The following is a 14,311-nucleotide window of genomic DNA, read 5'->3' as shown; positions in this document are numbered from 1 at the left end:
TTTGCTGTTTTATGATGGTTTAATATCCATCGTTTTGGATCAGTACCGGCGCGTTCCGGTCTATCTCCGTTTGTGGAATAGGCCAGAACTCATAATTGGCTTTGTATTTAGTTTTGATGGTAGGTTGCAGTGGATTGGGTACGAAACCATCCAGTTTTTGAACGGCAATACCCCATCTTCTCAGATCAAAATAGCGGATGCCCTCCAGGGCAAACTCCACTCTTCTTTCATGCCGGATCCGGGTGCGCATTTCAGCCTGGGATAGTCCGGCAGGCAGGTCGGGCATATTGCTCCGGTTCCTGACAAGCTTGATGGCGGCGTATACCGAAGCATCGGGCCCGGTTGCTTCATTCTGCGCTTCTGCATACATGAGCAGGATATCGGCATAGCGGAGCAGCACAAAGTCGTTGTCGTCGATGGTGCCGTAGTCGGGATCAGTAAGACTGGGATCCAGCCATTTTTTTATGGCGTAGTAGCCGGCGGTCCAGCTATCTTTTCCGGGTGTGGCTATGGAGAGGGCGCCGGTAAAGGGCCATCCCTGTGCTTTGGTATCGCCGGGGAAGAAGAAGGTGAGGCGCATGCGGGGATCGCGGTTTTCAAACGGTTTCCCTTTTACGTATACGGCTGAGGAAGCGGTATCCTTGCCATCTGCGGCTTCGTATTCGTTGATCAGGTCCTGTGTACCCTGTTCTCCTTTCCAGCGCTGGAGATTTACAGAAATGGCCACATCCTGGTGCAGGATATTGGGCCGCTGGTATTTTACAGAGAACATGATTTCCCTGCTGTTATTCTGATCGGGCTTATAAAAGTTAGCAGCGTAGTTTGCAAACAGACTGAATTTGTTGGCCGTCATGATTTCCTTTGCCAGCGCGGCGGCTTCAGCGTAGCGTTTCTGAAACAGGAGCACTCTTACTTTGTATCCCTGGGCAGTAGCTTTTACGGCATGGCCATTTGTATAACCTGCATCGGGCAGGGAGGCGATGGCGAGATCGAGGTCGGCCAGTACCAGTTTCAATACTTCGGCCCTGTCGGATTTAGCCCGGGTCGATTTATAATCTTCTTTGAAAGGATCATCCGTAAAAATGACGGTATTGCCATAGAGCTGCGCCAGCCAGAAATAGTGAAATGCCCGCAGGAAGTATGCTTCTGCTTTATATTTTGTTAGCTGATCGCCGCTGAGTACTTTATCTACGTTGGCAAGAAAAGAATTGGCCGCGGCGATGGCCTGGTAGCAGTTGCTGTAGTAGGAGTATACAAAATCGCCGGACTGTGGAGTGATGCCCGAAGTGAGGGCGTTCAAACCGCCGCCGTAGTTATACTGACCGTAAGAGTCGTCCGTGAAATTATCCCACGCGAAAACGGTAAACTGTGAGGTAGCATATCCACCGCTGCCGGCGTAGAGGTAGTTGTACAGGCCGGTGAGGGCCTTGTCCGCATCGTCGGGTGTTTTCCAGAAAAAAGCAGACGACAGTTTATCCGGAGGCGTTACATCCAGCAGATCTTTGTTGCATCCGCTGCACAATATAAAAGCCGTAGCGGTTATCGTGAATATTAATTGCTGAATCTTTTTCATAACTGAACTTTTAACAGAAGAAATTAAAACTGAACCATAGCGCCAAAAGTGTATGTTTTGGTTTGCGGATAGGTAACATAGTTACCGTCTCCTACGCGTTCGGGATCAAGTCCCGGGAATTTGCTGATGGTGAATACATTTTCAGCGGTAAAGAACACCCGCAGCGATTTTATACCTACCCGGGTAATAGTGGCTGCCGGCAGGTTGTAGCCCAGCTGCACATTCCTGAGCCGGAGGAAAGAGGCATCTTTCAGGAAGTAAGTGGAGGCATAGTTCTGAACGGGAGCATAGCCATCTGCTACATATATTTTAGGCATAGTGGTGCTGGGGTTTTCCGGTGTCCAGCGGTTGCGCCAGTCTGTAGTAGGTACGGAGCCTTGCCGGAAAGGTTCTATTCCCCATCCGTTTACATAGATCTTTTGTCCCTGTGAAGCATAGAATTGTGCGCTCAGGTCAAAGTTTTTCCATGATGCACCAAGATTAAAAGCATACTGGAAAGTGGGATATTTTCCTTTGGTATAGGTCCGGTCTTTATCATCGATCACACCATCTCCATTCACATCTTTTATTTTCAGATCGCCGGGAGTGGCGTCTACAGGCTGTTTGGGCGATTTGGCAATTTCATCTGCGCTCTGAAAAATGCCATCCCACTGATAGAGGTAGTATTCATCCAAAGGGTGTCCTTCTTCCCGGATGGTGGTACCGCTGATTTCACGCTTGCCAAATTCTTCCAGTATATTTTTGTAGCGTTGGAAATTGGCGCCAATATACCAGGTAAAGTTTTTCCCGATCTTATCGTTGTATTGTACATTGAATTCAAATCCCTTGTTTCTTACGGCTCCGTTATTGATAATAGGGGCTGCTAATCCCAGCCACAGCGGTACCTGGGAGCTGCGGAGGATGTCAAAGGTATATTTATTGAACCAGTCGCCGGTGAAGGTAAGCCGGTTATCAAATGCAGTGAGATTAAGACCGAGGTCCAATACCCTTGTAGTTTCCCAGGTAAGAGTAGGATCTATGATCTGGCTGCCGGTAAAGCCGGTGGAAACATTGGAGCCAAAGGCATAAGGTCTGTTATCGAGCGTGGACTGATACGGATAGGTACCGATGTTCTGGTTGCCCAGCTGGCCCCAGGAGGCGCGTAGCTTCAGGTCGTTTATCCAGGTAACATTTTTCAGGAATGATTCTTCTGATGCACGCCATGCGCCGGAAAAGGAATAGAACAATCCCCAGCGGGTATCTGAAGGCAGCCGCGAAGTACCGTCGTATCTTACGCTGGCGCCGAGCAGGTATTTATCTTTATAATCATAATTCGCATTACCATAAAAAGAGCGGATAGCCCAGGTACCGGAGGTTCCGTTATTGGCCTGTCCTTCTGTGGGGCCTGCATTCAGTTCCCTCAGCAGGTTGGTTGGAAACTGTGTGCGGCTGGCATTGAGGGTATCGGCTTTATTTTGTTCCTGCTGATAACCTGCCAGCGCGGAGAGGTTATGGTCACCGAATTTATTTTTGTAGGTAAACTGGCTGTAATAAACGGTGTAGATGTTGCCGGTGTTGCCTACAGTCAGCCCGGGTGTACCGTCGTCGAGCAATCCGGCGGGGCTCATGTCACTGAAATAGTAGGTAGGTACAACGGGCCTGAAGTCATTGTATTTGTAGTTGTCGTAGTTCATACCTGCCCTGTTTTCCCATCTTAATCCATCCACGATGTCCACATCGAGGGAGAGGTTTCCCTGCGCGTAGTAGTCGTTTGTTTTAACCCGGACATCTTCATCCACGATGGCCACGGGATTTTTATTACCCAGTTCATTGGAGTAGGCTTTCTTGATCCATTTTCCATCGCTGGAGGCAGGGTAGAGGGGCGACTGCGCCAGGGCTGAAAGGAACATATCGCCTGCGCCGTTTTCAGGATATTTCCTGTCGGCGTACCGCATCTGCACATTGGTACCAATGGTCACCCTTTTGTTGATCCGGGAGCTGAGGCCCAGGTCCAGGGTATATTTTTTATAGTCGAAGCCGATTAACACGCCTGGCTGGTTGCTGATGCCTAAACCAAGACTGTACGTAGTACCTTCTTTTCCGCCGCTCATATTCAGGTAATGGTTCTGGGTATAAGCCGTGCGGAAGATATCGTCCAGCCAGTTGTGATTAGGGTATTTCACCCGGTCGGTAGCCTGTTGGTACAGATCGATCTGCTGCTGGGTATAAAGCGGTGCAAGACCTGAATTAGTCCGGGCTTCGTTGGACAGCTGCATGTACTCTGCTGAGTTGGAAATAATCTGCGGCAGTTTGGCTGCTTTTGAAACACCGAGATTATATCCATAGGTGAGAGAAAAACCGGCGCGTCCTTTTTTTGTTTTCACTACAATTACGCCATTGGCGCCGCGGGAGCCATAGATGGCTGCGGATGCGGCATCTTTCAACACAGAAATAGATTCGATATCGTTGGGATTTAAAACACTCAGGCTTCCCGGTAAACCATCTATTACCACGAGCGGATCGTTGCCCGCACCGCTAAAAGTGCTGATGCCGCGGATGCGTAATTGAATGTTTTCATTTCCCGGTTCACCGGAGCCCTGGGTAACCTGTAATCCCGGAAGTTGTCCCTGTAGCAGGGACACGGGGTTGGTGGCTACCCGTTTGTTCAGCTCTGCACCGGAAATAGTAGCTACTGCACTGGTTAGTTTATGTTTTTCCTGTGTGCCGTAACCTACTACCACTACTTCATTTAATCCTGATACATCTTCTTTGAGAATGATGTTGAAGGAAGATTGACCGGCAACGGGTATTTCCTGTTTGAGAAAACCGATGGCAGATACTACCAGGACGGCATTTTCCGGCACCTGTAGCGTAAACAACCCGTCTACTGTTGTTAATGTGCCGATGGTGGTACCCTTTACCTGCACCGTAATGTTGGGAAGTTGCTGGCCTTTTTCATCCACTACCTTCCCGGTAATTTTTTTTGTTTGAATCCGTTCACCGGCGTTTTTAAATACCACCATGCTGTTATCGAGGATAGTATAATGAAGACCGGTTTTGAGTGCTACGGCATCCAGTACTTCCCGGATATCAGCCTTTTCCATGGTGAGGCTGAGTTTGGGTGTTTTCTCTGTTTCGTTGTTGCTGTAATAAAATGTGTAGGTCGTTTTTTTCTCGAGATAGCGGAACACTTTCTCGATATCTGCATTAACGAAGGACACGGATATCGTATTCTGCGAAAATCCTGCTGCAGTGGCCTGGAAAAACAGCAGGAACAATACTCCGGTAAATTTGATCATGAGAAATAATTTTCGTCTATTACAACGTAAGGCGAACGTGGTTTGTTTCAATGCTATTTTCATAACCTGGAAGTGAGCTTATAAAATCAATAAATCTGAAAATCTGTGGAGGTCCATAACGGAGATTCCGGGCATAGCGATGCCGCTAGGGAGGTCGCTCCCCGATCATGATACTATTTTTCATAACTTCTGGTTTACTTGATTGTCACTATATCATCCTGAATGGAATAATTGAATGGTTGAATATTCTGGAGTACCTCCAGCAGTTTTTCAATAGAAATATTATCTGCCCGTCCGGAAAATCTTAACGTGGCCAGTTGTTGGTTTTCGATGTTGATTTTCACTCCGTACCAGCGTTCCAGTCGCAGCGAAAGCGCCAGCAGTGATTCATTGCGGAATATGAGTTGGTTGTTCATCCAGGCAGTTTCCATTACATGAATGGTGTCTGTTGATGAAAGGACAGACAGTGGCTGACGTTCAATTTTTGTTTGTTCTTTATTACCTGATCCGGCAATGCTGTTGTTTGTTCCGGTATGATCGTTTATTGTTTTCCGGAGAATTACTTTCTGGTTGGGCATCACCTTCATCACTTTACGTTCGTCCGTTGCCGTTACTTCCACTGCTCCTGAAATCACGGCGGTTTCCTCAAAATCTTCATCTTTATAGGAGCGGACATTAAACGCGGTGCCCAGTACCCGTATATCCATTTTTTGTGCATGGATGATAAATGGCCGGTTAGGCGCCTGTTTGATATCAAAATATGCTTCCCCGCTCAGGTATACTTCTCTTTTAGCCTTATCCAGTTTTTCCGGATACCTTAAAGTGCTGCCGGCATTGAGCCAGATAATGCTGCCATCAGATAAACGGATCTTTGTTTTCATACCGGCGTCGGTGGATACGATCTTATACCCGGGATGTTGCCGGTACAGGTACACAAAGGTGAGCATGGCCGTTATACCCAGCATGGCGATGGCTACGGATAGTTGGTATTTATAGGCGTGCAGGAACTTTTTCCGGGAGCTTTTCCCGGTTAAAGACGGTTCCGCAGTAATGGTTCCCATCACCTTGTCTATCAGGGCATCGGTATGCGCGTCTTCTTCAGCAGCCGGTATCTTTTTAAAAGATAGCTGCTCCAGCTGTCCCGTCCTGAGCCAGTCTCCCGGATGCTCCAGCAGGAGCTTGTCCAGTTCCGTTTTTTCTTCCGTGGAAATCTCGCCGCTCCAATGCAGCGCCAGTAATTCCCATAATCGTTTGGTCATTTACAGAAAGTATGATTTCAGTTGATTCCCTATTAAGACAACGCAAAAAAGAAAAACAATTAAGGTGGGCGAAAAAAAAGTCAGGAGTAGGAATATTGGATGGAGGAACCCAGTGCTGCCCATATTTTTTTGAGGGCGATGGTCATTTGTACATTTACAGTAGCCTTGGAGAGGTCCAGCAGCGTGGCCACCTGTTCATAGGTGAGCCCTTCTTCTTTTACGAGGATGAAGATCTGGCGGCAGCGGTGGGGTAAGGAGTTGATGGCGGCATTGATGTGCGATAGCTGTTCCTTGCTGATCAGGATGTCTTCCGGGTTTTTGGAAGTAACGCGGTTTACCTGTATTTCCCAGGCGGTATGGTGCGTAATGCGGCGGCCATTGCTTTTCAGGTAATTGAGCGCGGTGTTTTTAACGGCTTTAAAAAGATAATACCGGACATCGTCAGGGGAGGTGACTTGTAGCCGTTGTTGCCATATTTTGATAAATACATCTGCCACAATTTCTTCGGCTTCTGCCTCATTACCTACAATATTACCGGCGAAATGCTTCAGGGAAGGAGTGAACGCTTTCATCATTTCTTTAAACGATGAAAGATCCCCTGTTGCCCAAAAAGAAGTATAATCGTGGTTTTGACTGCTCATAATAATGACCAAACCAAGTTAACTTATCTTTAGATAGGTACACTATGCAGTATTACCCGATTTTGATATTATATTATCATAAGTGGGAAGCCCGGCCTTTTGTGTTCAAAAGCGGACAATTTTTGTATCGAAAATGAACAAAACCATATTTATGATACAGCTACTTTGTTGTAAATCAATTAAATAGGTATCCGGCATTGTCTTGGCGCAGCATTCCCGCAAATCCCGTACGTTGCAGTCCGGGAATCATCCATCTATTATGATCAGAAATTTCTTCAAGGTCGTTTGCCGCAACCTGTGGCGTAACAAAGGGTTTTCAGCCATCAATATTACGGGGCTTGCTGTAGGCATGGCTGCCGCGATACTTATTTTGTTGTGGATACAGGACGAACGAAGCTACGACGGGTTTCATGCCAACAAGGACAGGATATACGAAGTATGGAATCGTGTACCCTTTGAGGGTGAGCTTTCGTACTGGAATACCGTATCCGCATTAACGGCCCGCGCGGTGGAAAAAGATTTGCCTGAGGTAGAGCGTGCGGTAAGGGTAGGTCCCAGTAGTGGTCTTCTTTCAGTGGGCGATAAAAAACTAATAAAGTCGGGCATGCTGGCAGATACCGGTTTCCTCCAGATGTTCACCTTCCCGATGCTGAAAGGCAATCCCATTACAGCGCTGAATGATGTCCATTCGGTAGTGCTTACCGAAAGAACTGCTAAAAGTTTATTCGGCAATGAAGATGCAATGGGGAAAATTATAAAAATTGAGAATAAAGATAATTTTACGGTTACCGGTATTTTAAAAGATTTGCCGGGCAATACAAGATTTGATTTTGAATACCTGTTGCCCATGTCATCTTTAAAATACAGGGAAGGAACGGATTTAGGCTGGAGCGATAACAGTACCCCTACTTATGTAATGCTGAAACCAAATGTAAGCTATGCTTCCGCTGATGCTAAAATAAAAGAATTGAAGCAGCATTATAGTGATGAGGCAAAAACGATGAAATGGGAGATGTTTATTTACCCGCTTGACCGCTGGCGGTTGTATTCAAGCTTCAGCAATGGTGGGGAAGACAACGGTGGCCGTAGTACATTCGTAAAAATATTCGGCATTATTGCCGGGTTAATATTATTGATTGCCTGCATCAACTTTATGAACCTGAGTACCGCAAGAAGTGAAAAGCGGGCGAAGGAAGTTGGAATAAGAAAAGTAGTGGGGGCACAGAAGAGTTCACTTATCAGTCAGTTTATCGGGGAGTCCGTTTTTATTGCCTTTCTGGCCGGTATGGTGGCGATCCTTATTGTTCAGCTGAGTTTGCCCGCCTATAACCAGCTTACGGATAAAAAACTATTTCTCGATTTTAGCAATGTTTATACCTGGATGGCGTTTATCGGGTTTATCCTGTTTACCGGTTTGTTAGCCGGCAGCTATCCCGCCTTCTTTCTTTCGTCTTTCCAACCTGTTAAAGTATTAAAGGGCACCTTTAAAAAAGCAAACGCGTTGGTAACGCCAAGAAAAGTATTGGTGGTACTACAGTTCACATTTGCCACCGTTCTTATCATCTGCACTATTATTGTAAAGCAACAGATAGACTATGCCCGTGAGCGGGAAACAGGATATAATAAAGATAATCTGGTGTATCATTTTATGACAGGTGATATATCAAAGAATTACGCGCTGATAAAAAATGAATTGCTTGAATCCGGTGTTGCGAAATCAGTTACAAGAACAAATTCCCCGCTTACTGAAAGGTGGAGTAATGGATGGGGACAGAAGTGGGAAGGGAAGGATCCGAATGATAAAACATCTTTCGACCGGTATTTAGCGGATGAAGGTTTGGGCGCTACTGCAGGGTTACAGTTTATTGAAGGCCGTGATTTCGATCTGAAAAAATACCCTACTGATTCATCAGCGCTGATTGTAAATGAATCCTCGTTGAAAGTAATGAAGTTTAAAGATCCGATTGGTAAAGTAGTAAGTGATCTTGGGGTTGACTGGCATATTGTAGGAGTCATTAAAGATTTTATTCTTACCAGTCCTTATGAACCAACGAGACCAATATTGATATGCGGTGCGAAGAGTAGCTTTATGACTTTTAAAGTGGTGCAGATAAAACTAAATGGAGATTATGCTACTGCGAAGAACCTTGAAAAAATGGAATCTATTTTCAGAAAATACAACCCGGATTATCCGTTTGAGTATAAGTTTATAGATGAAGCCTACGCGCGGAAATTTGATAATGAACAACGCCAGGGCACTTTAGCCGCTTTATTTGCGGGGCTTACCATTTTTATTTCCTGCCTGGGGTTGTTTGGTCTTGCTACATATATGGCAGAAAGCAGGATCAAGGAAGTAGGTGTGCGGAAAGTATTAGGCGCCTCAGTGGCCGGTATTACTGCCTTATTGGCTAAAGACTTTGTAAAGCTGGTTATTATTTCATTTGTAATAGCGGCGCCATTATCATATTGGACGATGTATAAATGGCTGCAATACTATGAATATCGTGTTGCCATTCACTGGTGGGTATTCGCAGTTGCGTGTATCCTGTCCGTAGTAATAGCCGTTGCAACAGTAAGTTACCAGGCTATTAAAGCGGCATTAATAAACCCGGTGATAAGTTTGAGAAAGGAATAGTTTCCCTGTTTAATTGCAGCAGAAGAATTCCCATATAAAAAGCCCGGAGCATTGCCCCGGGCTTTTTATTAGTATTTCCTGACGGTCGTTAATTCTGGCTGTTTTTATATGATTAATTCCAGCCATTGTTGACAGCCCTGGCTACATTAGGATTGTAATTTTTTTCTGCATCGGGAATAGGCAGCAGCAGGTGTTTGTCCTGGAACGGCTGTGTGCCGGTGCCGGGTTCTGCGGCTTTTTCTGCGTTGATGGTTTGTTTGATAATACCCCAGCGCAGCAGATCGAAGTAGCGGGACTGCTCACCGCACAATTCCAGCTGGCGTTCGCGTATCAGTATTTTCATGGCGTTTTCTTTATCGCCCAGCGTGGTATATAAAAATGCGTGCGAGCGGGAACGTACACTGTCGATCAGTGCCAGGGGAGCATTGCCTGTATTCCCTTGCTGGATCTGCGCTTCAGCCAGCATGAGCATTACATCTGCCAGGCGGATCACCTGTCCGTTGATCGGGCTTTTCGGATCGCCATATTTTTCCATGAGGTTATAGTATTCGTATTTCTTCCAGCGATAATCGCCCTGGGGATCGGCTGGATCAAAGGGATATGCCTTTGCACCGGCAGCGCATTGCTGGCAGTACAGCGTGTCTCCGCCGGAAGCGGCAGTGCCGTAGAAAGTGGATCTGGCGCGTGGATCCGTATAGAGCTGACCGTTAGCAGGGTTGGTATAGGTGAATGCTTTTACGGCCGCATTGCTGATGTACACGTTCTTCCAATCGTTCCAGCCGTATTCCATTGCGCGGCCGGAATGCGTTTGTTTGCCTACCTGTTCTGCACCGTTGCCAAACATATAGTAGGGTGAACCAATGCCCCAGTCGGTCCATTGCTGGTTCATGATCTGGAAAATGTTTTCCGGTGAGTTCTGGTTGGTGGTACTGAAAACATTATCAAAGGAAGGATCGAGTTGATACGCATAAGGGGCGCCCATCAGTTTTTCGAATTCTGTTTGTGCAGGTACCCATTTTTTCTGGTACAGGTATACCTTGCCAAGAAGGGCTGTGACAGCGCCTTTGGTAGCCCTGCCCAATTCTGCGGTGGGATATACGGCAGGCAGTTCGGCAGTAGCCTGGGCTTCTGTGAGGTCTTTTTCTATCTGTTTCCACACATCAGCAGCAGGGCTGCGGGATAAATAGTTGTTATTAAGTGTGGTTTGATAGTCGGTGTACAGTGGCACATCTCCCCATAATGTTACCAGGTGAAAGTAGGCATACGCCCGCAGGAACTTTACCTCTGCGAGGTACTGGTTCAGTTTGGCGCGATCGGCGGTAGCGGTAGGATTCCAGGCTGCAGCACGGTCGATCACGAGGTTGGTCCGGAATATCATGCGGTACAGGGAGCCCCATAATGCGCTGAGATTTGAGTTGTTGGAACCAAAACTGTAATCACCGAGTTCCTGTTCCGGGCCCTGCAAAAAGCTGGCACGTTTGGCATCGTGTCCCATCAGGTCAAAAATAAAATAATACTCCCGTGCCCATAACCCCGGATGCAGCAGCGTGGCGTAACTGGCTACAGTAGCCTGGTTGAGCGCACCTATGTTTGTAAAATAAGTATCGTACGCATAGGCGCTTTGATCCACCAGCTCGAGACGGGATTTTTTACATCCGGGTGCGATGGCGACCAGTGTGGCTACCAGGAGCAATTGATATATATACTTCTTCATAAAATACTTTTTAAAAATTAAAACCCTAGTTGAATACCTGCCAGGAAGGTTTTTGGCTGTGGTACCTGTCCCTGATCAATACCCCGCGCAAACAGGTAATCGCCGGCTATTTCCGGATCGTAACCGGTGTAATTAGTGATGGTGACTAAGTTTTGCGCTGCTACGTAAATGCGGAGCGATTTAACAGTGCCTTTGGTGATGTTGGTTAACATCGACACCGGTGCATTGTAACCGATGGTAATATTCCTCAAACGCAGGTAGCTGCCATCTTCCAGCCACCAGTCGGATGGACGGAGGTTGCCATTGCCCGTAGCATTCTGGCCTATTCTTGGTAAAGCCGCTACATCACCGGGTTTGCGCCATCTGTCGAGTATGTCGGTAGAAGCGTTATGACCGGTAGCCATAATGCTGGTATTTAATTTTAAGCCGTTCAGAAGTTTTAATCCGCTGATACCGGATAGTACCACGTTCAGGTCGAAGTTCTTATACGTTACGCCGGCGTTGATGCCATAAATATATTTCGGGATGGCGTTGCCCAGTATTTCCTGGTCTTTCGCGTTAACTACGCCATCGCCGTTGATATCTTTATAAATAAAATCTCCCGGTAACAATCCATCCTGGAATTTAGCGTTTGCCACGCCTGTTTTTTTAGCGGCTTCCTGGTCAAGCGCAGTAATTTCCGCGGCATCCCGGGCCACATGATCCAAACGGTAGCCATAAAAAGAACCGATGGCATAGCCGGCAGCAGTGTAGGTAGTAGCTGGTACCGGTGTGAAAGCACCTGCCTGGATAGGCGCGGAGAACTGGTCGCCTAATGACAGTACCTCGTTGCTGTTGATGGATCCGTTCACGCTTACGTTGTAGCTGAAGTTACTATTGATCTTATCCCTGTAACCGACGGTGAGTTCAAAGCCTTTATTTTGCGCATCTGCAGCATTTACTGTTTTCCGCGGCTGCGTGCCGGTAGGGCTTACGCCAATACTTCCCGGCAGAAGGGTAGTAACCAGCAGGCCGGTACTTTTCCTGTTGTACCAATCGGCTTCGATGGTGAGGCGGTTATTTAAAAATGCCAGGTCGATACCGATATCTGTCTGGGCGGTTTGTTCCCATTTTAAATCGGGGTTACTTAAAGTGGTGATAGTGGTGCCGGATACAAATGTTTCCGTGCTGCCAAAGGAATATACCAGTGCACCTCCGGGTGTACCCTGGTACGTTTTCGCGGTATTCAGGAAGTTAGGAATGTTGTTGTTGCCGGTTTGTCCCCAGCTGGCGCTGAGTTTACCATCCGACAATACAGGGAATGCCTTCTTCATAAATCCTTCTTCTGAAAAGCGCCACGACAAGCCCGCTGCGGCGAAGTTACCATAACGGTTATTAATACCGAAGTTGGAGGCGCCATCCCTGCGGTAGCTGGTGGTCAGGATATATTTATCATCAAAAGTATAGTTCAGCCGGCCGTAGTAAGAGATCACGGAAGGACGGGCATAGTTGGAATAGGAGTTGGTAACAGACTGGGAAGAAGCTACGCCTACGTTGGGAATATTATCATTGGGCTGGCCGGTACCTCTTATAGTAGAGCCGTTGGTGATACCTGGATCGATATAACTTTGTCCTGCTATTAAAAAGAGCTGGTGTTTGCCGAGTATTTTGTCGTACGACAGGTAGTTTTCCAGCATGTAATAGGAGTTCTCTGTAAAGCCCAGCATCGACTGGCGGGCCTGGTTCAGGAAGTTGGACGACTGGTACTGTTGCTGGTAGCTGTTGTTCCGGTTGGAGTTCACTTCTGCTGCAAACTGTGAGCGGAATTTCAGTCCGTCGATGATACGTACTTCGCCCGACAGCTGCGGGAAAAAGGCCAGTGATTTAGTCGTCTGACTTCTCATGGAAATATCCTGAAGCGGATTACTGGCGTTGCTGTAGTCGTCGATGTTTGACATGATAGAATAACCGCCCTGTATAGATGCGTCCAGCACGGGTTTATACGGAGCATACTGAATGGCATTGATGATGCTGGCATAGTTGCCGTTGCTCACATACTGTCTGAATATCAGGTTCTGGGTAAACCGGAAGCGTCCCAGGATTTCTTCCAGCCCCACGCGTGCCTGGAATCTTTTGTTGGTAGCGTTGGTTATGATCGCCTGCTGATTGATATAGGTGGCAGATACAGAGTAGTTTACTTTTTCACCGCCGCCGCTGATGTTCAGATCGTGTTCGGATACAAGGGCGTTGCGGAAAATGGCATCCTGCCAGTTGGTGCTGTCCTGTAATACCGCCGGGGTATTGAATTTCGCGGGCAGTACGGCATTTTTGGTAGCGGCGAGATCTTTCAACGCATCAACGTACTGTACTGCGTTGAGGAGGTCCAGTTGTTTCCATGCTTTGGCGATGCCCCATTGGGAAGTAAAGTTAACACGGGGCGGACCGGGCTTCCCTTTTTTGGTGGTGATGATCACCACGCCGTTGGCAGCTGCAGAGCCGTAGATAGCAGTAGAAGACGCATCTTTCAGAATGGTGATGCTCTCTATATCCTGCGGATTGAGCGTATTGAACAGGTTTTTGGTTCCCTGGATACCATCAACCACGTACAGCGGATTGATGTCGGTGAAACTACCGGTACCGCGGATAATGATCTGGGCATCTGCACCGGCGGCGCCGCTGTTTTGCACTACCTGTACACCGGCAGCTTTACCGATAAGCAGCTGTGAGGGGTTGGTAGCGTTTACAGCGCCTGCTTCTTTTACCGTTACCACGTTGAAGGCGCCTACCACATCTTTTTTCCGGGCGGAGCCATAGCCGATAACGATGATATCGTTCAGGGCTGCTACCGTTTTCACGAGGCGTACAGAAAAAGTTAATGTGGCGCCAGGCTTCAGGCTGACGTTGTTGAGTTGTTGTGTTTCAAAACCCATGTAAGAAATGCTGAGTAGATATTTGCCTTCAGGCGGCAGTCCGGAGAAACGGAATATGCCGTTGCTGTCGGTGACTACGCCGGCGGAATACTTTGTTTTTTCATTCAGCGCCACTACCGAGGCATTGGGGAGGAGTTCGCCCTGATCGGTACGCACGGTGCCGGTTACCTGCAGGCGACCCTGCGCCTGAGAGGACATGGAAACGCCTGCTATCAGCATGCATAGCAGCAGGGGCAAATGCCATTTTGGTCGATAAAACATTTTCATAACTGGGACGTGTTTTTTAAAAATCCGGGGCATAG

The 14,311-nt window shown here is 47.4% G+C and carries 7 protein-coding genes; 1 reads left to right on the top strand and 6 read right to left on the bottom strand.

The annotated features are described in order from the left end of the window. Positions 1-19 precede the first annotated feature (19 nt). From PV783_RS19690 to PV783_RS19675, 4 genes are all read right to left on the bottom strand, one after another. Positions 20-1,573: a RagB/SusD family nutrient uptake outer membrane protein gene (locus tag PV783_RS19690; RefSeq protein WP_420989270.1), complete on the bottom strand. Its 1,554-nt coding sequence runs from the start codon at positions 1,571-1,573 to the stop codon at positions 20-22. Positions 1,574-1,596: 23 nt separating this feature from the next. Beyond that, positions 1,597-4,851, bottom strand: coding sequence for a SusC/RagA family TonB-linked outer membrane protein (locus tag PV783_RS19685; protein ID WP_168771517.1), 3,255 nt, complete (start codon positions 4,849-4,851; stop codon positions 1,597-1,599). 194 nt (positions 4,852-5,045) lie between these two features. Then, positions 5,046-6,110: a FecR family protein gene (locus PV783_RS19680; RefSeq protein ID WP_420989269.1), complete on the bottom strand. Its 1,065-nt coding sequence runs from the start codon at positions 6,108-6,110 to the stop codon at positions 5,046-5,048. A gap of 80 nt (positions 6,111-6,190) precedes the next feature. Beyond that, positions 6,191-6,751 (bottom strand): RNA polymerase sigma-70 factor, encoded by a 561-nt coding sequence (locus PV783_RS19675; RefSeq protein ID WP_420989268.1) that lies wholly within the window; start codon positions 6,749-6,751, stop codon positions 6,191-6,193. Between the two features lie 259 nt (positions 6,752-7,010). Here PV783_RS19675 and PV783_RS19670 point away from each other — a divergent pair, with 259 nt between their 5' ends. Continuing rightward, the gene (locus PV783_RS19670; protein ID WP_420989267.1) at positions 7,011-9,386 is read left to right on the top strand and encodes an ABC transporter permease; all 2,376 of its coding nucleotides are present in this window, start codon (positions 7,011-7,013) and stop codon (positions 9,384-9,386) included. 112 nt (positions 9,387-9,498) lie between these two features. On the opposite strand, the gene PV783_RS19665 is transcribed toward PV783_RS19670, so the two are convergent. After that, the gene (locus PV783_RS19665; RefSeq protein WP_420989266.1) at positions 9,499-11,100 is read right to left on the bottom strand and encodes a RagB/SusD family nutrient uptake outer membrane protein; all 1,602 of its coding nucleotides are present in this window, start codon (positions 11,098-11,100) and stop codon (positions 9,499-9,501) included. Positions 11,101-11,117: 17 nt separating this feature from the next. After that, positions 11,118-14,276, bottom strand: a complete 3,159-nt coding sequence (locus PV783_RS19660; protein WP_420989265.1) for a SusC/RagA family TonB-linked outer membrane protein — start codon at positions 14,274-14,276, stop codon at positions 11,118-11,120. Positions 14,277-14,311: the final 35 nt, after the last annotated feature.

Origin of the sequence: Chitinophaga sp. CC14 (genome assembly GCF_048957795.1) — a bacterium.
GTDB classification, from domain to species: domain Bacteria; phylum Bacteroidota; class Bacteroidia; order Chitinophagales; family Chitinophagaceae; genus Chitinophaga; species Chitinophaga ginsengisegetis.
Note: the sequence above shows the minus strand (reverse complement) of the source record. Positions and strands in the feature narration are given on the sequence as shown.

What these genes read in the sequence shown, in the direction of transcription:
- PV783_RS19690 (WP_420989270.1), bottom strand. Translation starts at nt 1,573, where the DNA reads ATGAAAAAGATTCAGCAATTAATATTCACGATAACCGCTACGGCTTTT.
- PV783_RS19685 (WP_168771517.1), bottom strand. Translation starts at nt 4,851, where the DNA reads ATGATCAAATTTACCGGAGTATTGTTCCTGCTGTTTTTCCAGGCCACT.
- PV783_RS19680 (WP_420989269.1), bottom strand. Translation starts at nt 6,110, where the DNA reads ATGACCAAACGATTATGGGAATTACTGGCGCTGCATTGGAGCGGCGAG.
- PV783_RS19675 (WP_420989268.1), bottom strand. Translation starts at nt 6,751, where the DNA reads ATGAGCAGTCAAAACCACGATTATACTTCTTTTTGGGCAACAGGGGAT.
- PV783_RS19670 (WP_420989267.1), top strand. Translation starts at nt 7,011, where the DNA reads ATGATCAGAAATTTCTTCAAGGTCGTTTGCCGCAACCTGTGGCGTAAC.
- PV783_RS19665 (WP_420989266.1), bottom strand. Translation starts at nt 11,100, where the DNA reads ATGAAGAAGTATATATATCAATTGCTCCTGGTAGCCACACTGGTCGCC.
- PV783_RS19660 (WP_420989265.1), bottom strand. Translation starts at nt 14,276, where the DNA reads ATGAAAATGTTTTATCGACCAAAATGGCATTTGCCCCTGCTGCTATGC.